The following is a 23,293-nucleotide window of genomic DNA, read 5'->3' as shown; positions in this document are numbered from 1 at the left end:
GTTCACTCAGCAAGAATGGGTTGTAGGTTGTGCCCTGCGGCCGGAGCGGTCAGCGGCTGGCGGGTGACGATCGAGTACAGCCGGTAGCAACGCAGGCAGCGACGGGCTTCCTCGTAGGCCTCGGCTTTCGATAAACCGCCTTCCACTTCCTCGAAGTTGGATATCCTCAAGCGGGCATCCTGTTCGGGCACCTCGGCTCTCTCGCGCCGCAGCGGCGGGACCTCAAGACACTCATCGCTCAGCAGTTTGTTCTTGGCGAGCAGCTTCTGCATGCGGGCGGCGGGTCTGACCGTGATCGTGCCGCTTTGCAGGTATTCCACGATGCTGGCGGCTGCACGCTCTCCATGGTCGAGCGCATTGACCAGCGTCAAGGGGCCGAGTACGCAGTCGCCGCCGGCGAATACGCCGGCACGGCTGGTCTGCAGGGTATCGGGATCGACCGTGATGCAGTTCCAGCGGTCGAGCACGATGCCTTCTTCCGGTTTGAGAACGCTCTTGTCGACTTGCTGCCCGATGGCGGCGATGATCAGGTCGCAGTTCATGACCGATTCGCTGCCCGGGATCGCCTCCACACTGCGCCGGCCGCGCGCATCGCGCTCGGTCTGTCGCATCTGCACAAGTTCGACGCCGGTGACGAGGCCATCCTTCACCAGCAGAGCCGAAGGATTGGTCAGGCAGTGGAAGATGATATCTTCATGTTCGGAGGCGACGACTTCCTCGTGGTCGGCCGGCATGTCTTCCAGCGTGCGGCGATAAATCAGGTGGACCGATTTTGCCCCCATCCGTTTGGCAGAGCGCACGCAGTCCATGGCGACATTGCCGCCGCCGACGACGACGACATCCCCCTTGATTTCATACGGTTCGCCGTACTCGACATGCTTGTGCACCTTAAGCAGGAAATCCACGCCCGAGGTATAGCCTTGCAGGCCCGGATCTTCGTTCTTGACGCCGAGCAGGGTGCCCTGGCTCGCGCCATAGCCGAGAAAGACCGAGGCATAGCCCTGGGCAAACAGATCGTCGACCGAGAAATCCTGGCCGAGCAACTTGCCGTAGAAGAATTGCCCGCCCAGATGGCGGACGAGGTCTTCCGACTCGAACTTCAGCACGTCCTTGGGCAGGCGGTAGCTGGGGATGCCTATCGACGCCATGCCACCCGCCGCGCGTTGCGCCTCGTAGATGTCGACCTGATAGCCGGCCAGCAGCAGTTTATAGGCGCAGGTGATGCCGGCCGGCCCGGCGCCGATGATGGCGATGCGTTCGCTGTGGCTGACGGCCGCCCGCTCGAAGGTGAGCGGCTTTTCCATGGTCATGATCTGATCGGCGGCGTAGCGCTTGAGCATGCGGATGCCGACGGCCGAGCCTTCGGCGCCGTTGCGGCGGCAGGCCGCTTCGCAGAAGCGGACACAGACCCGTCCACAGGTCGCGACCATCGAGTATTTGTCCAGCACCACGCCGAGTGCATGGTCGAACTTGCCGCCCTTGACGCCATCGATATATTTGGGAACGTCGACCTTGGACGGGCAGACTTCGATACAGGGCGCCGTGGTATAGGTGTAGCTGTGCTGATCGGCCCGTTGCTCGGGAGGGCGCGGCTTGAACTCTTCTGGAAAGTGGCGCAGTGCCTGCAGCAAGGCTTTGGCACAGCTCTGTCCCATGCCGCACAAGGAGGTCAGCGTGACCTGGCGCGCGATTTCCTCTACGTTCTTCAGTGTCTGTTCCCGCCCCTTGCCGCGGCCATGTCCGAACTCGTCGAGCAGGTCGCGAATGCGCTGGGTTCCGACTCGACAGGGTGTGCACCGGCCACAGGACTCGCGCGCCGCCTGGTTCATATACTGACTGAACGCTTCGATCAGACTGGCTTCCGGGTCGAATACCAGAAAACCGCGATCCGCGATGAAGGCCCGGGTCGTGTTGCCGGGCTCGAAATCGTCGAGGCCGGACAGAACGGGCAGCGCTTCGGCCGGCGCATGTTTGCGGTAGTCGTAAACCTTTCCTTCCCAGACACCAAATGCCGGATAAGTCATATCTAACCCTCATCGCTCTCAATGTTGATCACGGTCGAAACGGGCGGATTTCCCGAGAATGAAGTGCACAAAACCCTGTTGCCGGTAGCTTGCTCTTTACCGTCGCCTGCACTGCTTGAGGTTAATCAAGAGTGCGCGATTTAAGCCGGGAATTCTGCCGCAGGGAGGACGGGAGACGACAAGGGAGGGGAGGGCTCAGGCCGCAGGGCGGGTTGCGCTCAGCCACTGGGCGATGCGGGCGGCGGGATCGGGGTGCAAAGTGATATCGGTCACGGCGGCGACGCTGTCGGCGCCGGCGGCGAAAGCGCCGGCCGCGCGGTCTACCGACATGCCGCCGATGGCAACCAGCGGAATGTCGCCGATGCGGCGCTTCCATGCCCCGAGGCGCTCCAGCCCCTGGGCATGCCACTTCATCTGTTTGAGGCGGGTCGGATAAATCGGCCCCAAGGCAATATAGGCGGGAGAGAGTGCGAGCGCGCGCTCGAGCTCGGAGCGGTCGTGGGTGCTGATGCCGAGTTTCACGCCGGCCTCGCGCAGCGCGTCGATGTCGGCGTCGTCCAGATCCTCCTGTCCGAGATGGATGCAGTCGCACCCTTCGTCTATCGCCAGACGCCAGTAATCATTGACCACCAGCTGGCAGCCGTGACTCTGGCACAGCGTGCGCGCCTGGCGGATCTGGCGCCTGAGGGTACTCTCGTCGCGGTCCTTCATCCGCAGCTGGACCAGCCGCAAGCCCAGCGGCAACAAACGCTCGAGCCAGCCGATGTCATCGAAAACAGGGTAAAAGCGGTCGAGGTTCATGAAAAAAACGCCTTGTCGGATCGGGTGACGGATCACGCGCCCAGGCGGGCGCCCGCGCCGAGTATCGGCGCCTGGCCGCCTGGGGTCAAGTTGCTTACTGTGCGCAGTCGGAGATGATTTCGGGATGGGCGCCATTCTTGGCGCGGGTCTGCGCGACCAGCAGGTCGCAGATTTCGCGGGTTTTGGTCGATACCTGCACCGCAATACCGAGCTGCTCGTTCTTCAGCGTCGATTTCCACGGCAGACTGTCTTCCTGCGACTGGTCGCTGCACCGCGCCAGTTGCTGCTGCTGCGGGCTCATCTGCTCGCGCACGCGCTGGCAGCCGTTCTCTGTCAGTAGCGAAAACTGGACTACGGTCGCCCCGCTTGCCGGCTCGATGACCTGCAGATAGGACGCGCCTTGCGCCACGACGGTGCCGGCCGTGCCGAGCAGGATGGCGCATACGACAATGCGTAACACCGGATTCATGATAGGGCCTTTCTGCCTGGGCGCTTGCGCCCGGCGCAAACAAAGAACCTGACCTGCATGGCGATGGGAAAGGGCGCGCATGCCTGCCACCCGTACCGGCGTGCCGGTACGAATAAGTCATTCTACTCTAAATAGTTAAAAAAGTAAGTATTTTAGTGCGCGCTATCAGGCGCCGCTCAGGTGCCGGAGGATGCCGCACGCATGTGACGGTATAGAGTGTTGCGGCTGATGCCGAGCCGACGGGCCGCTTCCGACATATTGCCATGACTTTGGGCGATCGCGCGCGCCATGGTCGTGGCCGACAGCTCGCGCAGGTTTTCCGGGGCATCGGTGGTGTCGGACGGCGCCGACGACTGCCAGCGCAGCTCTTCCGCCAGATCGTCGGGCAGGTGCTGCCAGCCGATACGCGTTTCGCCGGGTTCGAGCAGGGTACAGGCCGCACGCAGGGCATTGGTCAGCTGGTTGAGGTTGCCGGGCCAGGAGTAGGTCGCAAAAGCGGAGGTCAATGCGGGCTCGAGCGAGATCATGCGGCCAGGAGCCAGTTCTTCAAGCAGATGCGCGAGCAGCGGAGCGAAATCGGACCGCTCGCGCAAGGGCGGGCAGCGCAAGGTCATGCCGTTGATATGATAGTAAAGGTCGGCATTGAAACGGCCGGCACCGACCTCGGCTTTCAGGTCGCGTTGCGTGGCGCAGATCAGGACAATATCGATGGCGATGGCGTCGCCGCCGAGAGGGATCAGGTGCTTCTTGCGCAGAACATCGAGCAGCCGGGCTTGCAGCGGGAGCGGCAGGTCGCCGATTTCCTCGATATAGAGCGTGCCGCCGTTGGCTTCGCGCAGCCGCCCCTGCCATTCGTCCCGGCACAAGGTCGGGACATGGCCGAACAACTCGGCTTCGAGCAGGTTCTCGGGTATGGCCGCACAGTTGACGGCGACGAAGGGGGCCGCGTGGCGCGGGCCGCTCGCATGCAGCGCCCGCGCAAAAAACTCCTTGCCGACGCCCGATTCACCTTGCAGCAGAATAGCGATCGGTTTTCCTATCAGCTTGCGGGCCTTGTCGACCACGGCGGCCAGCTTGTCGTCGCCGCAATCGATGGCGGCCAGCGGGTCGCGCTGGCGTGGGCTCGTGTCCGGCACCGGACAGGACAACGCGCGCGCGCGCCCGAGTTCAAGCAGCACGAACAGCCGGCTGCCATCGCTGCGGCTGAGCAGCATGGGCACGCCGGGCTGGCGATATCCCCAGTCGATCAGGTCGTCGATATTGACGCGCAACAACCGCGACAAGGGCGTGACGCCGAGATCGGCCGCGCTGATGCCGAGCAGGGCGAAGCCCGGCTGGTTGGCTCCGATGATCCAGCCGTCCTCCGACAGGGCGGCGCAGCCCTCGGCGAACGTGCCTATGCCTTCTGCCAGCTGGTGAAACCGGATGTGCAAGGTGTGGCCGTAGCAGGCGTCGAACAGACGGTTTTCCAGCGTCTGGGCGGCGGTACGGACCAGCCCGAGCGTGTGCGAATGGTGGCGGCGCTCGTCGCCGGAGATATTGATCACGCCCAGCCGCTTGCCGTCCGGTGCCATGACCGGCGCGGCGGCACAGCTCAGGAAGCCGTTGCGTTCGAGAAAATGTTCGCCGCCGTGTACCAGTAAGGGCCGCCCTTCGGCCAGCGACGTGCCGATGCCGTTGGTGCCGCGATGGCGCTCGTTCCACGATACGCCGGGTACCAGGGCCACCCGGTCGGCGCGAGTCAGAAATTCGGCATCGCCATAGGTCTGCAGGATGACGCCGCAATCATCGGCAAGAACTACCATGCTGCCCGAACCGCGGATCTGTGCCTGCAGGTATTCCATGACCGGGCGTGCCTGGCAGATGAATTTTTCGGTTCTTTCCGAGGCGCGTGCCAACTGCCTGGCGTCGAGCCGCGCGCAATCGGGCAGCCTTCCTTCCGGTGTCAGGCCGGCTTCGGCGCTGCGTCGCCAGGAGCTGGCCAGCAAGGTGTTGACCATATAACCCAGCGGTAATTCGCTGCCTTCCAGTAGCAGCTCGCGTGCCCGGCGCAGTATGGCTCGTCCGGTAAGGCTGTTTCCTGTCATCTCGTTTCATCCGGTGCGGTGTCGAACAAGCGTGTCGGCTGTGTCGCTTTCGTCACTGATCAAGTATACACGCAGGTAAATAGCGGCGCGTATCTCCGGTGAAGTCGCAGGCAATGGTGCCGTTCGTCGAACATGTTACGCATATCAAATTTGAATAATTATGCCGAATGCGCTTCGATTCAGCGGGGATGAAACCGGCCAAACCCCGTGTGCCCCGCGCGAAGCAGGCAACGATGCCGTACCGCCCGCGGGAGGGAGCCGTCAGAATGTCCAGAACGATTCGGCCCATCCCGAGCTGGCGTCCCACACTGCGGCCGGAGGCGGGGGCGCATTCCATTCATAGCGTTCGGGGCGGTCATCTTGCGCGGGGGGACGAGAGGCCGCCAAGTTGAACCGTCGTTCCTTGGCCAGTACCGTCTGTGCATGAAGTGCGACATCGCCGCGACCGAGTTCGAGATTGAAGCGTGCGTTGATCATGCCAGTCAAGGCGGCCAGTCCGGTTGGAATATTGACTGCGGGCAAGCCAATAAAGAGACAGATGCCGGTGGAATCGACGGCGGCGGTAGCGATACGCAAGCGCCGTGCATGCCCTTCGTGCTCCCCCGCCGGCTTGGCGGTATAGACGACACCCGCGCCGAGACGGCGGCCCAGTCCGGTGCCCCGCGCGACCTCCTGTCTCAGTGTCTGGATCACGGCCCCGCCATCCCCCGCAGGCAGGGCGCCCCTCTCCATGGCGGCAGCGATGGCCAGCGCCACGCTGAGGGCATCGCAGCCGATGTCGTCCATGATGTGGTCGGCGGTGGCGATGTGGTCGGCGGTTTCCTGCGCATCGCCCTCCTGCATGCGCCACAGGGCTTCGTATTCGAATCCCGGGGCGATGTGGCGTCGATGGGTGGTGTCATAGACCGGTGTGCATGCAAGCCGACAGTCGGGACGGCACCCATAGGGCGGCAACGGGTGCCTGCGACCGGGGACGGTGCGGCTAGCCTCCTTGAAACGGGCGCTGGCGGCAAGGGCGGGGTGGAAACGTCCTCCTGTCTCGTCGAGCAGTTCGACCAGAATCCGAGCGGCGGAATCGGGCAGGATGCGCCCGCTGTCCGGATGATCGAGCAGGGCGAGCGCGAAATGACGGGCCGACAGCATGAAACTGGCGGCGTCCCTGGGCATCAGCGGCGGCGTGTCGCTATCGTCCAGGGCAATGTATTTGAGGCGTTTGGCCCCCATGACCGCCCCCAGGCCGCCACGGCCCAGGGCATGCAGCCCGTTTTCCGCGCCGTGGACCGCCAGCGTGGCCGACAGCATTTTCATCTCGCCGACCGGACCGATGGAAATGATGCCGGCCGGTTTCCCGAGACGGGCCTGAACCCGGTTGACCAGGCAACAATTGCCTTTGCCTACCAGCTCGTCTTCTTCTTCGATGACGATGGCGTCTTTGGTTATATGGATGTGGTACCAGCGGTCGTGGCGCGGCGCACCTTCTATGATCAGCGCCTTGACCCCGAGCCGGGCCAGCATGCGTGCGGCGGCGGTGCCGGTATTGCTTTCTTCTATGCCGCCGCTCACCGGGCTCTTGGCGCCGACCGAAAGACGCCCGACCTTGGCTGCGGCGGTGCCGGTGAGCATGCCGGGAGCAAAAACAAGCCTGTTGCTCGCGTCGAACGCGTGGCTGGCCGGCGGGACTTCCGCCGCCACGATGCTCGACGTCAGGGTGTGACCACCCAGCAGATGCCAGGCTTCGGGGATGGGCTCGATGCGGGCGGACAACTCGGCCATGTCGATGCGGACGATTCTATCCATGCTGCTCTTTCTCCGAGGCCGGGCCCTGCCGGGGCGGCCTCTCAGGCCGGCACACAGGCGTCGGTATTGCACAAATCGGCACACATCGGGCTGTCGAAGTCGCCCTCGCATTCCTTGCACTTGTCTGCATCGATGACGTAGCGTTTCAGGATGTGCGAGATGGCGTGGTTCGGGCATTCGGATTCGCACGCACCGCAGCCGTTACAGAGTTCGGGGACAATAGTGTAAGCCATGATGTTCTCCTGCTGAGGTTCACGGGACAGCGCGACGGCAAGCGATGGCGATCATGTCGTCGCCGGTTTGTCTGGCATGTCTACAGTATCGGAATCCGGGCCTTCGCCGGCAACGGGAACAGGGCGACATGGAGGCTGCTGTGTCATTTCGTGACAGCAGTCCAGGGTCAGGCAGTCGATGGCCTCGACCGTGCAGCGATCCTGTTCGAAGCGCAAGACATTGATGCACGCGTAGCGTTGCGCAATGGACAGCAGGCCCGACAGCGGCAGGCCGAGCGCGTGGCAGAGCACGACGCGATTGATTCCGGCGTGGGCAACCACCGCCACTCTCTCGTTTCCGCTGGCGAGGATCTCCCGCCATACCCTCAGCGCCCGCAGCCGGACATCGGCGAAACTTTCGCCGCCGGCAGGGCGAAAATTGACGATATCGCTTCCCCGTGCGGCGTAGGCCTCGGGGAAGCGCGCCGCCACATCGTGGCGGGCGAGCCCTTCCCAATCGCCGAGAGCGATTTCGCGCAAGTCGCGCCGGGTTTCGACCGCCAGACCGTGCGGCGCGGCGACGATGCGTGCGGTCAGCTGCGCGCGGCACAGATCGCTAGCGTAGATCGCATCGAGGCGGCAGCCGGCCAGGCTGGACGCCAGTGCCTGCGCCTGCTGCCGGCCGGCGATCGACAGCGGCAGGTCGGTCTGGCCGATGTAACGGCGGGCGGCGGTCGGGCCGATATCCCCATGCCGCAGCAGATAGACGAGAGCCGTCATGACTCATGCGATCCGCATGCGGCGCTTGGCCGGGGTGGGGGCGGTAGCGACGGCGGTGGCCGTGAGTTCGAGGCAAAAGCCGCCATTGCCGCGGGCATCGTCGAAAGCCGGAATCGCGATCAATGCCGCGCGCACGCGGTCGAGACCGGCCGCGGCGTCGCTGAGCTGCACGGCCAGCTCCAGCCGCGGGGGGCTGCCGTCGTGCAGGGTGGCGTCAAAGTCGACGACTTCGTCCAGGGCAAACAGCGCATCGTCAAGCACGGACAGCGACAGCCGCGGGCTGGCGCCCAGCCTGTCCCGTACGCGTTCGAGGCGGCGCAATGCGCTGCCGCACTCGCACGGGCCGGGGATGAAGCGGGATATATCGCCGCTGCGATAGCGTATCAGTGGCATGCCGCGCCGATTCAGCGTGCTGAACACCACTTCGCCATACTGTCCGTCCGCAAGCCGCTGTCCGGTGTCCGGATCGACGACTTCGAACAGCAGGTCCGCCTCGCGCAGATGGTAGCCGGCGTGTGCGCGGCAGTCGACACCGCCGCCCAGACCCATCTCGGTCATCCCGTAGTGCTCGAACACTTCGCAGCGCCATGTGTGGCGCAGATCCTCGACGAGGGCGGGGGCGGCCTGGTCCGCGCTGAGCAGAACCGCGCGCACGCCGACCGGCGACGTGCCATGCACGGCGCCGTGGCGGGCGAGGGCGCGCAATTGCCGCGGAATCCCTGCGATCACGTCGACCTGTTCGCGGGCGATCAGTGCCAGTGTCTGCGCCGCATCGGCGACCGGGCCGGCGGCTATCGGCCTGGCGCCCAGCCGTCGCAGTGCGCTTGCCAGCAAGTCGCCTATTCCCCCCGGGCGCCGGCACGGAAACAGGATCAGTACCGTGTCGCCGGGATGGGCCAGGACAGCCATGCCATGATGAAAAAAGTCGATGGTGGATTCCTGATCGTCGCGGGTGAAATACAGCCTCTTGGGAGGTCCGCTGGTGCCCGATGTTTCCAGCGTCACGACGCGACAGATCTCGCTTTGCGACAGACACAGCAGCGGAGGGTCGTTGCGGCGCAGGTCAGCGGCGCAGGTAAAGGGCAGCTCGCCGACGGCGTTCATCGTGTCCAGCCGCGCGGCGTCGAAGCCGGTCAGATGGCGACGGTAGAACGGACTGTGCCCGCGCGCCCAGATCACGGTTTCGCGAAGGCGCTGCAACTGGTAGCGCGCAAGCTCGCGCTCCCCTGCCGCGCCCAGCTTCGCGCTCAGCCAGTGCTGCAGCGGATTGGCGGTGTTCATTGCGCGATTCCTTGCTCTCCGTGCTCCGCCAGCGCCCGCCGACGGTAAAGACCATGACCCGATTGCGCGGTCAGATTGTAGGCGCAGAACGGCACGATGCGCGTGTCTTCGGTGGCGACATGGATGTAGCAGTCGCGCAGGCGCTCCAGGTCCAGCGTCCAGGCGTCCTGGAATGCCATCGCGGAGATGCTGAGCCGGCGGCGGCGCCGGGCGAGGAAGGCATCGAAGCTGACCGTGCTTATGCCGCCGCCGCAACAGCCGTCGGGGGCCAATGCAGGCGGGGCCGCCCATTGCGCGGCGACGGCGCGTCGCGCGCGCTGGGCCCGGTCGGAGGTGCTGCCGCAGCCGCAGCCATCATCCTGTGTTGGCGGCAGGGCTTGTAAACGATAGTCGGCATCGACGGTGAAATTGCCGCTGAACGAGCAATAGGCGTTTTCGGCCGAACCGGGGTGAAAGTCGGCGACGGCGATGCGTCCGCCGCTTTGCAGCTCGATTTCGCGCATGAGCTCGGGCAGGGTCAGCCGGTCGGCATCCAGCGGCGCGGTCGGGTAGCGGCCAAAGTAGCTGACGGGTTGAAAATGGACGGCCCGGACCGCGGGGGTCAGGCGCGCGGCGAAATCGATGATTGAACCGATGGCGGCGACATTGACGCCCGGCACCAGCGTCGGAACCAGAACCACCCCGATGCCATGCCTGGCGCAGTTCTCGATCGCCGCTTGCTTGAGGGCGAACAGATCGGCGCCGCGCAGGCGGCGGTAGATCGCGTCGTCCAGTCCGTCGAATTGCAGAAAAACACAATCGAGGCCCGCGCGGGCGAGGCGATGAACGTAGGTGTCGTCCCGGGCCAGACGGATGCCGTTGCTGTTGAGTTGAACAAAGTCGAAGCCCGATTCGCGGGCCACGGCCACGATCTCCGGCAGGTCGTCGCGGAGGGTGGGTTCGCCGCCGGACAGTTGCAGATTGACTTGCCCGGCAGCCGCGCGCAGTTCGCGCAGTCGTCTCTCGATCTCGTCGAGCGAAGGGTCGTCGCCGCGCGTGTCTGCTGCGGCAAAGCAGACCGGACAGCGCAGATTGCAGCGCCGGGTGACCTCGAGCAGGACGCAGCACGTGTGTTGCGCGTGCTCGGGGCACAGGCCGCAGTCGTAGGGGCAGCCGCGCGTGTTCGCGGCCTGCGGCTTGTGCGGCGGTGCCGCCGGGTGCGGGACCGCCCCCCAGGCGGGATAGGACGGCAGGCCGCGCCAGATGACGGTCGAGAAGCTGCCGTGTTGCGGACAGGTTTTTTCGAGATAGACGCTATCGCCGCGCCCGACCCGCTGCGCAGGCAGGCGCTCGAGGCAAACCGGGCAGACGCTGTCCGTTTCCGAAAAAAGACGGGGGGGCTGCGTGGACTCCGTTCCTGGCCCGGCGAGCAGGGTGTCGAGGCCGGTCCGGCTTGCGCGTTCGACTGCGCCGGCGATGGCACGGGCGGCGGCGTAACGACGCCTGACGCCGCGCAGGGCGTCTTCGTGGCCATGAAAGCGCTCGAAGGCAGGACGGAATCGTTCGGGTAGCGTCACCAGCCGGTCTTCGCGCACCAGTTTGTCGGCGAGGAAGACGATGTCGCCGGCATCGGGCTCGCCGCCGGCGAAATCGAGGTCCATATGGCTGGCGACCACGGGAGCGAGCGAGGGGAAGCCGAGTTCCGGCATCATGGCGGCGCCGGCCATCGCGTGATCGGGCTGCGCCCGTGCGATATCGTGCAGCAGGGCGCCAGCCTTGACCCGGGCGAGATCGATTTCTACGCCGTTGTCTATCAATGCCTGCGCGAGGGCAACCGCGACATCGGCCACCTTGCGCGAGTGGCGGCAGACACGCTCGTCCACGCGATAGGCGGCCAGAATGGCTTCGCATTCCTCCTGCGAGGGCAATCCACGCGCTGATGCGAATGCGAGCAGGCGGATGTAGTCGGCTGGGGTGTCCATGTCGCGCAGGATGCCGGCATCGAAGACGTCGACGTTCTCCGCCTTCGGCTCAAAGCTTTCCAACAGGTGTTTGAGGCCGCCGTCTCCTTTGCCCGCAATGATATCGGCGAATAGTGCGCGGCGAATCAGCGGCGGGTGGCCGCGTTCTCCGTGAAAGCACGGGTATACGATCAGGCTGTCCGTCTGCCCGGCGTGCCGGAGCAGGCGCCGTATGCTGGCGGCGCGTACCTGGGGAATATCGACCGGGTGCACGAGGCAGGCATCGACGGTATCGGGCAGGGCAGCGAATCCGGCCGCGACACTCGAATACATGCCGTTCGCGTAGTCGCGGTTGTGCACGCGGCGCACGCCCAGGCCGGCGAGTTCGGGCACCATGCACTCGCCGCGATGACCGGTCACGACGATAACGTCGCGGATGCCTGCCTGGTGCAGGGTGTCGATCACGCCGGCGATGACGCTGCGGTCTCCCAGTGGCAGCAAAGGCTTGAAACAGCCCATGCGGCTAGAGTAGCCGGCCGCCAGGACGATGGCGGCCGTGCGCAGGGCGGAGTGCTCAGTAGCGGCTCGCATCGCCGTCTCCTTCGCTCCCGAAGCCGTTGGCTTCCAGAATTTCAAAGACCTTGCCCGCTGCCGCCAGGGTCAGGGCCGGGCAGCGCTCGACTTTCCGCTGCGGATCGTTGCCCATGATATCGGCGCAGCGGATGCCGCCGAAGCGGGCGCCGGCTTCGTCGCGGAACCATTCGGTGAACTCTTCCAGCAACAGGGGGAGGCGGGCGTCGGCATCGTCGTCGCGTCCGCTTTTTCCTGCGTACAGACCGAGAAGGCAACAGCCTACGGTCAGGACGCCGCAGTCGAGGCCGTTGCCCATGCCCAGTGCGAGGCCGGACATGGCGCGCATCAGGTCGGGATTCTCGCGGCCCAGGGCATCCAGCCCCAGCTGCAGCAGGATATGGCTGCAGGTGAAGCCCTGCAGGGAAAGTTCGGCTACCCGAAATGCATGGTCTTGCATGATGTCGCCTCTCTTAATCATGGCGCGCAGCGGTTTCCGCCCGCGCAAGCACCAGGCAGTAGCCGGGCCGCTTGCTCAGCAGGGCACGGGACAGCGCGGCGGGAGAGCCCCCTGTGCCGTGCGGCGACCAGAGCGCGTCGAGCGAGCCTTTTTCGAAAATCAGGCGGGCCAGGAAAGACTTGAGCACGCTTGAATGGTCTTCCCATAATTCGAGGCCGAAACCGGCCTCCTGGATGTCGTCAAGCAAGGTGTCGCGGCCCGGCATGCGACTCAGACATGCCGGGATCCCGCCCGTGGCCCAGACCTCCGTCTCCGGGGCGCGGGCGTAGACGTCGGTCAGCGCCAGCATGCCGTCCGGGGCCAGTATGCGTCGACACTCGCGCAATACGTGCCTGCGCGTGTCCATGATCGAGATGCTGCACTCGGCCAGTACGCCGTCCACGCTCGCATCGGCGAAGGGAAGGTGCTGTCCGGCCGCGCCCACCCAGCACAGTTGCGGGTGGGCGCGTCGCGCGGCCTCCAGCGTTGCGCGCGCCGGGTCGACGCCGATCGCGCGGCACCCGCGCTCGTGCAGCAACGCCGTACTGGCGCCGCTTCCGCAGCCGAGATCGATCACACGCTGCCCGGGCTCGAACCCTGCGCACGCGATGGCGTGGCGGCTGAGGTCGAGCCCGCCCGGCCGCAAGGGTTCGGCATTTCGGCCGCCGAGGCGGCCGCTGGCGTAGGGGCGGGTCGTCGAGCCGTTCATCATTTATCCTCCAGCGCCTGTTCGACCTGCAGCATCTTGCCGCTGGCCAGTGACTCGGGGACATAGATCAAGCCGCAGCCCGGACAGCATGGCAACTCGACCGGAAATGCGCTGCCCATATAGCTGACCGAGACCTGGGTTGGCGTCAGCGCCAAATGACAAGTCGCGCAGACAAGACCTTCATCGTTGGCAATTTGCATCACTCACCCCAGTTGCATTCTGTGGCTATAGGCCCTGTACACCACGAAGCGCCCGTCATGCTCGGCATACTCGACCCAGTAGGTGATCGCCGCCGGCCGGTGACTGGCGATGAAATGCCCGCTGCCCGGGTCGAGCAGGCGGCCGCCGCCGGCGGCGACATGGAGCAGCACCTGACGGATGTCGTCCTCCAGAATTTGTTTGCGTTCCAGCTCGGCCCGGACCGCTTCGGACAGTTCGAGTTCAGGGCAGGAGCCGGCGTCGTTCACGCTGTCTCCCCATAGCGTGCGCATCAGACGCGTCTTGAGCTGCGCCCTGTTTTCCTGACGCCGTGAAAATCCGGGGTCGGCACGCGCAGCGGCGTCGGGCTGCGAAACGAATAGCAGGTCGAGCAGGTGCAGGCTGCGCTTGCCGCGGCGCGCGAAATTGTCGCGGCACATCGCACAATAGGTCAGATAGTCGGCCGGACTCTGTCCGGTGCGACGGTCTATGACCGCATCGGTGATGTCCGGGTTGACGAAGGAGGCAAGGCCGCCGAAGCCGCAGCAACTGCCCAGGCCGGGCGCGTTCAATTCCTCTATCCGTATGCCTATCGTCTCTGCGATGCGGCGCACGCTGGCGCGGACCGCCTCATCGTGGCGGGTGGTGCAGGGGTCGTGGATCGCCAGGGTCCGCGGCGGCAATGCCGGCCTGGTGCTCGTCGGTATCCCTATCCGCTCGAGCGTCGTCCACAGCGATTCGGAGGGAATGTCAGGGCGCGCATCGCGCAGGGTGCGCAGGCAGGTGGAGCAGGCGGCGATGATGAGCGGCTGCCCGAGTTCGTCCCAGTGCGCGAGGAGCTGCTGCAGATTGGCATCGAACAGATCGCGCCGTCCGGCCCAGTCGGCCGGCGCACCGCAGCAACCGAGCATGAGTCCCACGCCGCCATCCACTGCGCCGCACAGATGCGAATAGACGTGTTCCACCTGGTCGGGACTGGATGCGGCGAGTTGACAGCCGGGGAAGAACACCGCGCTGCTGTGCGCGTGTCCGGGCTGGTGGCGAGCGAGGGCGAACGCATCGCTCTGGCTGAAGGCCATGTCGCGCAATGCGAACTCGTGGTGCGAGGGCGGCATCTTGCCCTTGGCCGTCAAACTGCGCCGCGCATCCAGGCAGATGTCCGCCATCGACACATCGTTCGGACAGACCTCCGCGCACAGACCGCACAACAGGCACGAATCCAGCATGCGGTTCGACTTGTGCTGCCCCATGACAATGGAGTCGTTGTTGTAGATTTCACGGACATAGCGTTTCGGGTAGGCGCCGTAGTGCTCGAGGTAGGGACAGACGCGCACGCACTCCAGGCAGTGGCAGGGCAGGCAGCGCGCGGCCTCGGCCATCGCGGCATCCTTGCCGTAGCCGTCGGCGGCGGGGACGATGGCAGGCAGGGCGGCGAAACGCGAGGTATCGACGTACAGGGGGCTGACAAAAGGGCCTTGCCGTTCGCGCTTGGCGCTGAGTGAGGCTCCCTGCAGCAGGCGTTCTATCGACAGGGCGGCGTAGTGTCCGTCGTGCAGCGAGAGTATCGGCGAATAGCCGCCGTCCTGGCGTTGCGCACCGCCGGCAAAGATTTTTGGGTGACTGGTGGCGAATGTCAGTGCGTCGATGTCGATGCGCGCCGCGGCGGTCAACTGCAGCAGCGGGGCGAAGGCGCTTTGCGCATCCGGCCCGGGGCCGAAATAGACGGCGTCGAAATCCTGCGCGAGGCGCAGCAGACCGTTCGGGCCGTCGTCTGGCGTGACCCGCGTCTCAAGCTTCCACTCTATCGCCGAAGCAAGCAGCCGCTCCAGATCGGCCGCGATGTCCGCCGCATCCAGCACGGCCGGAGGATAGTGCCGCAGCCGCTCGAGCGGTCGGGCGGCTGCATCGTAGACAGTGACGGCGTGGCCCTTGCAGTGCAGCTCCAGCGCGGCGGTCAGCCCTGACAGGCCGGCGCCGACGATGGCGATGCGGCGCTTTGCCTGCGCACGCTGTACGCGCAAGGTCCGCGGCGTGCCGCCGTACTCGACGGCCGCACGTTCCAGCGCGCCGATGCGTATGGCCGCGCCGGCTTCGGCGCGGCGGCAGACGGATTCGCAGGGGTGGCCGCAAATCCGGCTGATGATGTTGGGGAAGGGGATACGGCTGGCAAAGGTGTCGAACGCCTTCGCGAAGTCGCCGCTACCCAGCGCGGCGATCATGGCGCGTGCGTCGACGTGTACCGGGCAGGCGGCGCTGCAGGCCGGAGGCTGCTCTTCTATGCATCGGGTTTCCCAGTCGCGAACCTTGTCGCCGTCCATGCTGTCTCTCCCGTCGGGCGAGTCCTGTCGTTCAAAAACCGGAAGATCCGGGCGCGATCGGCGCCCGGACTTCCCGGAAAAGTCGCGTCGTGTTATTCGATTTCAGTCATGCGCGGGGACGACTCCCGATTGGCCGGCCGCCTTCGCGTCCAGCGCCGCCTTGATGATTTCCGGCAGTGCGGGCACTTTCATCACACGGACGCCGCAGGCGTTGTAAATGGCGTTGAGAATGGCCGGGTGCGGCGCGGTGAGCGGCGCCTCGCCGACCCCTGCCGCGCCGAACGGCCCGTAGGAACGCGGGGTTTCGAGGTAGAGGATTTCCATAGTGTCCGGCACGTCGCGCGGATACGGCAGACCGCAGTCGAGCAGGTTGGTATGTTTGTCCAGATCGTCGAAATCTTCACTCAGCGCCAGACCGATGCCCTGGGCCAGACCACCGTAGATCTGTCCATCCACCGTCGTCTTGTTGATGATGGTGCCGACGTCGACCGAGGTGGTGAACCTGACCACGGTGGTCTTGCCGGTTTCCAGGTCGACCACGACTTCGGGCAGGAAGACCTCGTACATATAAACCGGGAAGGGATCGCCCTGGCCGGTCAACGGATCGATGCCGGTGCAGTCCTGGGCCACCCACTTGCCGTCGTAGCGCAAGGGGATTTTCTCGGCGACCATTTCGGCATAGGTCCGGTAGCTGCCGTCAGGCTTGCGCATCGCGTGCAGCAGCATCTCGCACGAAGCCTTGATCGCCTGGCCGACGAACACGTTCGAGCGGCTGCCGCCGGAAGGACCGCTATTGGGCAAGCGGGTGTCGTTCATGATCAGCTTGATCTGTTCCGGGACGAGTCCTAGCGGACGCAGCGTTTCATGCGCGAACGTCTGCGAGGCCAGATCCGAACCTTGACCGTGATCCTGCCACGAGTTCAATACCGTGACCCCGGTCGGCGTCAGTTCGACCGCCGATTCGGCGCTGTCCGGGCCGTCCAGTCCGCAACCGTAGATGCCGATGGACAGACCGATGCCGTATTTCTTGCCCGGAGTGGACCACGCTGCACGTCGTTGCTTCGCTTCTTCCCATTTCGGCCGGATCATGTCCAGCAGCTGTTCCAGGCACAGGACATCGGGTACCTGTCCGGTCGGCGTGGTCGCGCCCTCGCGGTAGATATTGCGATAGCGCAATTCGAGCGGGTCGATGTCCAGTTTTTCGGCCAGCATGTCCATCGCGGTTTCGGATGCCAGGAAAGCTTGCGGCGAACCGAAGGCGCGGAAGGCGGAACCCCAGGCGTGGTTGGTGCAGACCGTCTTGCCGTGGCCGCGGATATTCTTGATGTCGTAGCCGGCGCCGGTGAACTGCCCTTGCCGTGTCGTCACCAGATCGCCGAATTCCGAGTATGGCCCGTGGTCCAGCCACCAGTTGACGTCCATCGCCAGCAGCTTGCCGTCGCTGTCGGCGCCGAGTTTGCACTTGACGTTGGCCGGCGAGCGCTTGCCGGTGTAGGTGATGTTCTGGAACTGGGTATAGACCAGCGACACCGGTCGCTGTGTGGCCAGACAGGCGACGCCGAGCAGGGCCTCCATGGTCGGGCTGAACTTGTAGCCGAAAGTGCCGCCGGTGGCGTTCTGAATCAGCCGCAGCTTGTCGGGCTCGACACCGAGCCCCGGCGCGATCATCGCGTGGTGCAGGTGCAGACCGATACTCTTGGACTGGATGGTCAGCACGCCTTCGTCGTCAAGATAGGCATTGCCGCAGTCGGGTTCCAGGTGAAGGTGGGGCTGGCGGCTGCAATAGGTTTCGGCTTCGACCACGCAGGCGGCCTGCTCCATCAGCGCAGCGGTGTCCTCGCCTTTGGCGATGCCCTGTTCGAAGTAGACATTGGGGACGCCCGGGTGAATTTCCAGCGCATCGGGCGCCTGGGCGGACCAGCCGTCCATGTAGGCGGGCAATACCTCGAGATCGACCTTGACCTTGTCGGCGGCGGCGCGCGCATGCGCGACGGTATCGGCGCAAACGATGGCGATCGCATCGCCGAACTGGAACACTTTGTCGCGGCACAGAATCGGGCGGTCCCAACCATCGCCCTTGTTGTTCGGGAAGGTGATCAGTCCGGTGATGGCGTTCTTGCCCTTGATGTCGTGCCAGGTCACGACCTTGACGACGCCGGGCATGGTCTCCGCTTCGCTGCTGTCGATGCCGAGAATGTTTGCATGCGACACCTTGGCCTGAACCAGCGCCAGATGCAGGGTGTCGGGGGGCATATGCATGGTCACGTCGGCACCGAAGTCCCAGGTGCCGGTGACCTTGGCAACGCCAGACGGACGATGGTAGCGCGAGCCCAGAATGCTGCCGTTTTCCGGAATCTTCGGCATCAGATCTTCTTTTTTCTTTTCTCCGCGCAGTACCGCCGCCGCATCCATGACCGAATCGACCAGCGGCTTGTAGCCGGTGCAGCGACAGGCGTTACGGTTGCGGTTGAACCAGGTGCGCACGTCTTCTCGGCTCGGATTCGGATTCTTGTCCAGCAAGGCCTTGGCGGACATGATGAAGCCCGGGGTGCAGACACCGCACTGCGCGCTGCCATGGGCGATCCATGCCACTTGCAGCGGGTGCAGATTGTCGCTGCTGCCTATGCCTTCGATGGTGACGATTTTTTCGCCATGCTCGTATTTGCCGACCGGAACCATGCAGGCCTTGATCGGCTTGTTATCGATCAATACGGTACAGGTGCCGCACTGTCCGGTGTCGCAGCAGACTTTGCAACCGGTGAGCAGCAATTGCTCGCGCAGGACATCGGAGAGTTTCTTGTCGGGTTCGACGATGAGCGGTCGATCGACTCCGTTGACATTAAGCATGATGCGTTTCATGACTGTCTCCAGGGTGGTCTGATGCAATGAGGGGGAGGGCAAATCGGGACTGCATGATTTACCCCGCCGCCTCGAGTAGGGTTTCCCGCGCCGGTGTGGCGGCCAGCCCCAGATGGGGGAGGGACGCCTCGCTGCCACGGCGGCAGGCGATCATTTCCGCCATGACGGAAATCGCGATTTCTTCAGGTGTCTGCGCGCCGATATCGAGTCCGACCGGGGCATGGACGTTGTGGAAGCGCTCGGCCGGGATGCCTTCCTTCTGCAATTCGTGGAAGATGCCCGTGACCTTGCGCCTGGAACCGATCATGCCGATGTAGCGCGCCTGCGTGCCCGTCGCCCAGCGCAGGATGCGCATGTCGATCTGATGGCCGGTCGTGACGATGAAGATGTAGGAATTCGCCTTGATTGTGAGGTGCGCCATGGCCGCATCGAGTTCATCGGTCACGATCCCGACCGCATCCGGGAAACGTTCGCGATTGGCAAACGCGACGCGCTCGTCGATCACGACCACATCGAAACCGAGCGGCTGTGCCACGCGGTAGGTGGCCAGGCCGGTATGGCCCGCGCCGAAAATGTAGAGCTTGGGCGCAGCGACCAGCGGTTCGATGTAAATTTCCAGGCTGCCGCCGCAGACCATGCCGGCATCCAGCCCCGGCTGTTTGTTGAGGTCGAAGCTGATCGTACGGGGTTTTTCCTGCTCGATGACCTCGGCGGCGACCCGGATCGCCTCGAGTTCGGCTCCGCCGCCGCCGACGGTGCCGGCGATGCTGCCGTCGTCGCGCACCAGCATTTTGGCGCTGGTGTAAGACGGAATCGAGCCCTGGGTGTTGACGATGGTCGCCAGCGCCCCGTTGCGGCCTTCCTGCCGCAGGCGGACGATTTCTTCATAGATATCCATGGGGTTCTCCCAATCCGGCTGGTCGCCGCCGTTCAGGCCGGCACGCAAGCGTCTGTATTGCACAAGTCGGCACACATCGGCGTGTCGTAACTGCCTTCGCATTCGACGCACTTGCTCGCATCTATCGTGTAAACCTTGCCTGCGTGTGATATGGCGTGGTTCGGGCATTCGGATTCGCAGGCTGCACAGCCGTTGCACAGGTCGGTGATGATTTTGTATGCCATGTTGTTCTCCAAGTGGTTAAGGTTGCTGCTAACGTTCTGTGCACGAGATGCACGGGTCGATACTGTTCACAATGATGGCGATGTCAGCGATCTTGGCCTGGCGCAGCATGATGCGTAGCGCGTCCCAATTCATGAAGCTCGGGACGCGCCACTTGACCCGCTCGGGCTTGGGCGACTCGCCGACGCGCACGTAGTAGATGAGCTCGCCGCGCGGGGCCTCGCATTTGGCAATGGCTTCGCCGGCCGGGATGGACGGGCGCTCTGTCGTTGCCGTCGTCGGCCCGTCCGGCAGGTCGCGCACGCACTGGCGGATAAGGTCGATCGCCGTCTGCGCTTCGGCCAGACGCACCATCGCCCGCGACCAGACGTCGCCGTCAGGCAGGGTGTGCACCGGCACTTCCAGACGGTCATAGGCGGCATACGGCGCCTTGACCCGCACGTCGTAGCGGATGCCGGAGGCGCGCGCCACCGGTCCCACCGTGCCGCATTCGAGTGCGTCGGCATGGCTGAGAACGCCGATGCCGCGGGTGCGCCCGAGGATGGACCCATTGCTGCGGTAGAGGGCGACGACTTCGATCAGCGCATTTTCGATCCAGGCCAGCTGTTGTTCGAGATAGCCGATGCGCTCGGCATCGATGTCGTAGCGCACGCCGCCGATCGTGTTGGCGCCGATGTCCATGCGGTTGCCGAACAGGCTTTCCTTGACGTCTTGCATCCGCTCGCGGATTTCCATGACATGCATGAACAGCGACTCGAAACCCACCAGGTGAGCGAGAATCGCGACATTGAACAGATGCGAAGCCACGCGTTTGACTTCATCGGCGATGGCGCGCAGGTATTCGGCGCGTTCGGGCACGACGATGCCGGCGATTTTTTCGATCGCCATCGAGTAGGCTTGAGGGTGACTGTTCGAACACAGCGAGCAGATGCGCTCGGTCAGCACCACGTTCTGGAAAATATTGCGCTTGGTGGCCAGATACTCGATGCCGCGATGAACGTGTCCGGCGTGGATGTCGACATTGGCGACCGTCTCGCCGTGAACATCGACGCGGAAATACATCGGCTCTTCCAGCGCCACATGCAGCGGACCGACCGGAATAGTGAAATTGCTCATGTCGGGCTCCCGGTTTGTGCCATGATTTTTTCCCACAGGCCTTTGGTGGTGGCGCTATTGATCAAGGTCGACAAGGGAATCAGGCGCTCCAGTACCGCGCCTTCGATCCCGGGGTCGAGAAACAGCCGGCGCGGATCGGGATGGTCCTTGACGCCTACGGCGTAGATTTCCATCATTTCCCGTTCCGGCCAGTCCGCGCCGCGAAACAGCGGCGTCAGCGAATCGACCGCGCCGCCTGCGGGGACGTGGGCGACCAGGGTCACGGTGTCGCCATCCAGGTCGAAGTGATAGTCGATTTCGTAGCTGCTGCCGTCGTTGGCGACGTCGCCGCCGAGGAAGGTCGGTGCCGGCGGCGCTTCTTCGCCTTCCGCGACCGCCGCTGCTGGCGGCGCCTTGGGCTGGAATACGGTGATGGTCGACAGGCGCGCGTCCATCGCCTTCAGCAGGGCGGCGGCCGGTAGCAGATCTTCTGCTCGGGCCAGTGTGCACCAGGCACAGGCGATGCCTTTGGCATCGGTCTCGCTGGTGTAGCGGATGCCGGATGCGGCGGCTTCGGCGAGTCGCATTTCCAGGCTGGCGGGCATGATCATGATGTCGCTCCTCTTTCAGCCATCGCCTTTTTGCGACACCCCGCGCAGAGTTGACGATGCTGTTCGATTTCTTCGGCGCTGAACGGCGGCACGACGCCGACCGGGTTGGGCGCGCTGGCCAGGGTCTTGAGGCCGCACACGCTGCAAGTGGTGTAGGGAATCACTTCCCGTATCGCCATCTCGAATTTGTGCGCGGCGGCGTGCGCCATATGCCAGTCGTCGCTCTGGGTGATGGCCTTGGTCGGGCAATAAAACGTGCAGAGCCCGCAAAAGACACAGGTGTTGTGCCACATCATGAAGCGCAGCCCCTGCGGCGTTTTATCGAAGCGGATCGCGCCCCCCGCGCAGACTTGCTCGCAGGCACGGCAGCCGGTGCAGCCGGCAAGGTCGAACACGATGCGGCCGCGCAAGCGTTCCGGTGTCCAGGCGGGGGCGAAGGGAAAGGCGATGGTCGATGGCCCCTGGATCAGATTGCGGGCGAAAATTTTAAAGAATTTCATGGCAAATCCTTTACAGGCGCTCGCGCCAGATATCGATGGCCAGCGCAACGCCTTCGATGATGGCTTGCGGACGCGGCGGGCAGCCCGGAACGTTGACGTCGATCGGGATGTATTGATCCATCGGCGCATGGACCGCGTAACTTTCGCGGAAGACACCGCCCGAAATCGGGCAGATGCCCACGGCGACCGTGACCTTGGGGTCGGGAATCTCGGCGTAGACGCGCAGCACGTCGTCCTTGATGCGGGCGGTGAGCGGCCCGGTTATCAGCACAATGTCGGCATGGCGCGGACTGCCGCAGTACTGGCAGCCGAGCCGCTCGACGTCATAGCGCGGAATGCAGGCGGTGGTCGCGCATTCGACATCGCAACCGTTGCAGGAGCCGGCATTGATCCGGTAAATCCACGGCGAGCGCGCCGCCAGGCCGCGCATCGTCTCAGTCAGGGTTTTCATGGCAGTATCCTCAGGCGAATGAGACGATGACGAGACTCAGCAGCGACAGTGCCAGTGGCCACTTGAGGAAGAAACGGAAAGCCTGGTCGATGCGCATGCGCCCGCAAGACACGCGCAGGACGGTGACGCCCAGCAGCATCAACAGCAGCAGTTTGGCCAGTTGCACCGCGAGTCCAGCCAGTCCGGCCGGAGCCATCGGGAAGAACAGAGCGATGCCGAGGCTGAGCACCACGACGGCTTTCAGGGCCGACATGACTTTGAACAGCCCGAGCGCCGGCCCCGAATACTCGAGCAGCGGCCCTTCCAGGACTTCGGTTTCCGCCTCGGGAATGTCGAAGGGGACGATGCCGAGATTGGCCGGATAGAAGGCGAGAAAGGCGAGCAGGGCGGGCCACAACATGGGGTCGAACAGGAAGGCGCCGTGAGCTTGCTGGTAGGCGACGATCTCGCTGAGCGAGAAGCTGACGCGAGCGCCCATGCCGGCGCCGGTTCGCATGGCGACTGCGGCGACGACCAGGACCAGCGGCCCTTCGTAGGCGAGCATCAGTGCCATTTCGCGCGAGAAGCCGATCGCTCCGAAAGGCGAGCCGGAGGCCGAGCCGGACACCATCAAGACGACAGCCGGCACCGTCAGCAAATAGAGCAGAACCAGCAGGTCGCCGAGCGCAGGATCCGGGGTATAGACTCCGGCGATCGGCACCAGGGCGGCGGCCAGCAGCATGGAGGCGGCTCCGATCAGTGGCGCTCCCAGGAAGACGGGCTTGGCGGCGATGTCCGGCACCATGGTGCGTTTGCGCGCGAGCTTGACCAGATCGAAGAAGGGTTGGGCCAGCGGCGGCCCGACCCGGCGTTGCAGCCGTGCCGCAAGGCGCCGGTCGGCGCCCTTGAGGGCGAGGCCGATGGCCAGCGCGAACAAGCCGCCAGGAAAGGCCAGTACGGCGAACAGGGCGGAATAATTAGCCAGCATGACGT

At 64.6% G+C, this 23,293-nt stretch carries 21 protein-coding genes; all 21 read right to left on the bottom strand.

The features are described from left to right. Positions 1–2: 2 nt before the first annotated feature. Positions 3–2,024: an FAD-dependent oxidoreductase gene (locus G520_RS0107570; protein ID WP_028535117.1), complete on the bottom strand. Its 2,022-nt coding sequence runs from the start codon at positions 2,022–2,024 to the stop codon at positions 3–5. Positions 2,025–2,219: 195 nt separating this feature from the next. Beyond that, positions 2,220–2,825 carry a thiamine phosphate synthase gene (locus G520_RS0107565; protein ID WP_028535116.1) on the bottom strand — a complete coding sequence of 202 codons (606 nt, stop codon included), beginning with the start codon at positions 2,823–2,825 and terminating at the stop codon, positions 2,220–2,222. A gap of 94 nt (positions 2,826–2,919) precedes the next feature. Beyond that, positions 2,920–3,294: a hypothetical protein gene (locus G520_RS0107560; protein ID WP_028535115.1), complete on the bottom strand. Its 375-nt coding sequence runs from the start codon at positions 3,292–3,294 to the stop codon at positions 2,920–2,922. Positions 3,295–3,470: 176 nt separating this feature from the next. Then, positions 3,471–5,381 carry a sigma-54-dependent Fis family transcriptional regulator gene (locus G520_RS0107555; protein ID WP_028535114.1) on the bottom strand — a complete coding sequence of 637 codons (1,911 nt, stop codon included), beginning with the start codon at positions 5,379–5,381 and terminating at the stop codon, positions 3,471–3,473. Positions 5,382–5,642: 261 nt separating this feature from the next. Next, positions 5,643–7,178: an aldehyde ferredoxin oxidoreductase N-terminal domain-containing protein gene (locus tag G520_RS0107550; RefSeq protein WP_028535113.1), complete on the bottom strand. Its 1,536-nt coding sequence runs from the start codon at positions 7,176–7,178 to the stop codon at positions 5,643–5,645. A 41-nt stretch (positions 7,179–7,219) separates the two neighbouring features. Then, complete coding sequence (locus G520_RS0107545) at positions 7,220–7,411, bottom strand: DUF362 domain-containing protein (protein ID WP_028535112.1); 192 nt, start codon at positions 7,409–7,411, stop codon at positions 7,220–7,222. A gap of 51 nt (positions 7,412–7,462) precedes the next feature. Then, positions 7,463–8,170, bottom strand: coding sequence for a histidine phosphatase family protein (locus tag G520_RS22035; protein ID WP_051229226.1), 708 nt, complete (start codon positions 8,168–8,170; stop codon positions 7,463–7,465). Between the two features lie 3 nt (positions 8,171–8,173). Next, positions 8,174–9,451 carry a DVU_1553 family AMP-dependent CoA ligase gene (locus G520_RS0107535; protein ID WP_028535111.1) on the bottom strand — a complete coding sequence of 426 codons (1,278 nt, stop codon included), beginning with the start codon at positions 9,449–9,451 and terminating at the stop codon, positions 8,174–8,176. Beyond that, a complete protein-coding gene (gene trsS / locus G520_RS24365; protein WP_084637525.1) occupies positions 9,448–11,982 on the bottom strand; it encodes a radical SAM (seleno)protein TrsS in 2,535 nt (844 codons plus the stop codon). Before trsS ends, G520_RS0107535 begins: the two co-directional genes overlap by 4 nt. After that, a complete protein-coding gene (locus G520_RS0107525) occupies positions 11,966–12,421 on the bottom strand; it encodes a DVU_1555 family C-GCAxxG-C-C protein (RefSeq protein WP_028535110.1) in 456 nt (151 codons plus the stop codon). Before G520_RS0107525 ends, trsS begins: the two co-directional genes overlap by 17 nt. A gap of 13 nt (positions 12,422–12,434) precedes the next feature. Further along, positions 12,435–13,172 carry a DVU_1556 family methyltransferase gene (gene trsM, locus G520_RS22025; RefSeq protein ID WP_084637524.1) on the bottom strand — a complete coding sequence of 246 codons (738 nt, stop codon included), beginning with the start codon at positions 13,170–13,172 and terminating at the stop codon, positions 12,435–12,437. After that, entirely contained in the window at positions 13,169–13,369 is a 201-nt protein-coding gene (locus tag G520_RS0107515) for a DVU_1557 family redox protein (protein WP_028535109.1), read from the bottom strand. The genes trsM and G520_RS0107515 overlap by 4 nt, the downstream gene beginning before the upstream one ends. 3 nt (positions 13,370–13,372) lie before the next feature. Then, entirely contained in the window at positions 13,373–15,685 is a 2,313-nt protein-coding gene (locus tag G520_RS0107510; protein ID WP_028535108.1) for a pyridine nucleotide-disulfide oxidoreductase/dicluster-binding protein, read from the bottom strand. Positions 15,686–15,787: 102 nt separating this feature from the next. Further along, entirely contained in the window at positions 15,788–18,544 is a 2,757-nt protein-coding gene (locus G520_RS22020) for a molybdopterin-dependent aldehyde oxidoreductase (protein ID WP_036665698.1), read from the bottom strand. A 58-nt stretch (positions 18,545–18,602) separates the two neighbouring features. Further along, positions 18,603–19,442 carry an XdhC family protein gene (locus G520_RS22015; RefSeq protein WP_051229222.1) on the bottom strand — a complete coding sequence of 280 codons (840 nt, stop codon included), beginning with the start codon at positions 19,440–19,442 and terminating at the stop codon, positions 18,603–18,605. Positions 19,443–19,474: 32 nt separating this feature from the next. After that, complete coding sequence (locus tag G520_RS0107495; RefSeq protein ID WP_028535107.1) at positions 19,475–19,666, bottom strand: 4Fe-4S binding protein; 192 nt, start codon at positions 19,664–19,666, stop codon at positions 19,475–19,477. 28 nt (positions 19,667–19,694) lie between these two features. Further along, positions 19,695–20,780 (bottom strand): hydrogenase large subunit, encoded by a 1,086-nt coding sequence (locus G520_RS0107490; RefSeq protein ID WP_028535106.1) that lies wholly within the window; start codon positions 20,778–20,780, stop codon positions 19,695–19,697. Continuing rightward, positions 20,777–21,370, bottom strand: coding sequence for an NADH-quinone oxidoreductase subunit C (locus G520_RS22010; protein WP_051229220.1), 594 nt, complete (start codon positions 21,368–21,370; stop codon positions 20,777–20,779). The genes G520_RS0107490 and G520_RS22010 overlap by 4 nt, the downstream gene beginning before the upstream one ends. Next, positions 21,367–21,870, bottom strand: coding sequence for a 4Fe-4S dicluster domain-containing protein (locus tag G520_RS22005; RefSeq protein WP_036665697.1), 504 nt, complete (start codon positions 21,868–21,870; stop codon positions 21,367–21,369). The genes G520_RS22010 and G520_RS22005 overlap by 4 nt, the downstream gene beginning before the upstream one ends. Positions 21,871–21,880: 10 nt before the next feature. Further along, the gene (locus tag G520_RS0107475; RefSeq protein ID WP_028535105.1) at positions 21,881–22,321 is read right to left on the bottom strand and encodes an NADH-quinone oxidoreductase subunit B family protein; all 441 of its coding nucleotides are present in this window, start codon (positions 22,319–22,321) and stop codon (positions 21,881–21,883) included. A gap of 10 nt (positions 22,322–22,331) precedes the next feature. Then, positions 22,332–23,288 carry a respiratory chain complex I subunit 1 family protein gene (locus G520_RS0107470; RefSeq protein WP_028535104.1) on the bottom strand — a complete coding sequence of 319 codons (957 nt, stop codon included), beginning with the start codon at positions 23,286–23,288 and terminating at the stop codon, positions 22,332–22,334. Positions 23,289–23,293 lie beyond the last annotated feature (5 nt).

This window comes from Paludibacterium yongneupense DSM 18731 (assembly GCF_000422925.1).
In the GTDB taxonomy this organism is placed as follows: Bacteria; Pseudomonadota; Gammaproteobacteria; order Burkholderiales; family Chromobacteriaceae; genus Paludibacterium; species Paludibacterium yongneupense.
This window is presented reverse-complemented; position numbering and strand designations above follow the sequence as displayed.

What these genes read in the sequence shown, in the direction of transcription:
- G520_RS0107570 (WP_028535117.1), bottom strand. Translation starts at nt 2,024, where the DNA reads ATGACTTATCCGGCATTTGGTGTCTGGGAAGGAAAGGTTTACGACTAC.
- G520_RS0107565 (WP_028535116.1), bottom strand. Translation starts at nt 2,825, where the DNA reads ATGAACCTCGACCGCTTTTACCCTGTTTTCGATGACATCGGCTGGCTC.
- G520_RS0107560 (WP_028535115.1), bottom strand. Translation starts at nt 3,294, where the DNA reads ATGAATCCGGTGTTACGCATTGTCGTATGCGCCATCCTGCTCGGCACG.
- G520_RS0107555 (WP_028535114.1), bottom strand. Translation starts at nt 5,381, where the DNA reads ATGACAGGAAACAGCCTTACCGGACGAGCCATACTGCGCCGGGCACGC.
- G520_RS0107550 (WP_028535113.1), bottom strand. Translation starts at nt 7,178, where the DNA reads ATGGATAGAATCGTCCGCATCGACATGGCCGAGTTGTCCGCCCGCATC.
- G520_RS0107545 (WP_028535112.1), bottom strand. Translation starts at nt 7,411, where the DNA reads ATGGCTTACACTATTGTCCCCGAACTCTGTAACGGCTGCGGTGCGTGC.
- G520_RS22035 (WP_051229226.1), bottom strand. Translation starts at nt 8,170, where the DNA reads ATGACGGCTCTCGTCTATCTGCTGCGGCATGGGGATATCGGCCCGACC.
- G520_RS0107535 (WP_028535111.1), bottom strand. Translation starts at nt 9,451, where the DNA reads ATGAACACCGCCAATCCGCTGCAGCACTGGCTGAGCGCGAAGCTGGGC.
- trsS (WP_084637525.1), bottom strand. Translation starts at nt 11,982, where the DNA reads ATGCGAGCCGCTACTGAGCACTCCGCCCTGCGCACGGCCGCCATCGTC.
- G520_RS0107525 (WP_028535110.1), bottom strand. Translation starts at nt 12,421, where the DNA reads ATGCAAGACCATGCATTTCGGGTAGCCGAACTTTCCCTGCAGGGCTTC.
- trsM (WP_084637524.1), bottom strand. Translation starts at nt 13,172, where the DNA reads ATGATGAACGGCTCGACGACCCGCCCCTACGCCAGCGGCCGCCTCGGC.
- G520_RS0107515 (WP_028535109.1), bottom strand. Translation starts at nt 13,369, where the DNA reads ATGCAAATTGCCAACGATGAAGGTCTTGTCTGCGCGACTTGTCATTTG.
- G520_RS0107510 (WP_028535108.1), bottom strand. Translation starts at nt 15,685, where the DNA reads ATGGACGGCGACAAGGTTCGCGACTGGGAAACCCGATGCATAGAAGAG.
- G520_RS22020 (WP_036665698.1), bottom strand. Translation starts at nt 18,544, where the DNA reads ATGAAACGCATCATGCTTAATGTCAACGGAGTCGATCGACCGCTCATC.
- G520_RS22015 (WP_051229222.1), bottom strand. Translation starts at nt 19,442, where the DNA reads ATGGATATCTATGAAGAAATCGTCCGCCTGCGGCAGGAAGGCCGCAAC.
- G520_RS0107495 (WP_028535107.1), bottom strand. Translation starts at nt 19,666, where the DNA reads ATGGCATACAAAATCATCACCGACCTGTGCAACGGCTGTGCAGCCTGC.
- G520_RS0107490 (WP_028535106.1), bottom strand. Translation starts at nt 20,780, where the DNA reads ATGAGCAATTTCACTATTCCGGTCGGTCCGCTGCATGTGGCGCTGGAA.
- G520_RS22010 (WP_051229220.1), bottom strand. Translation starts at nt 21,370, where the DNA reads ATGATCATGCCCGCCAGCCTGGAAATGCGACTCGCCGAAGCCGCCGCA.
- G520_RS22005 (WP_036665697.1), bottom strand. Translation starts at nt 21,870, where the DNA reads ATGAAATTCTTTAAAATTTTCGCCCGCAATCTGATCCAGGGGCCATCG.
- G520_RS0107475 (WP_028535105.1), bottom strand. Translation starts at nt 22,321, where the DNA reads ATGAAAACCCTGACTGAGACGATGCGCGGCCTGGCGGCGCGCTCGCCG.
- G520_RS0107470 (WP_028535104.1), bottom strand. Translation starts at nt 23,288, where the DNA reads ATGCTGGCTAATTATTCCGCCCTGTTCGCCGTACTGGCCTTTCCTGGC.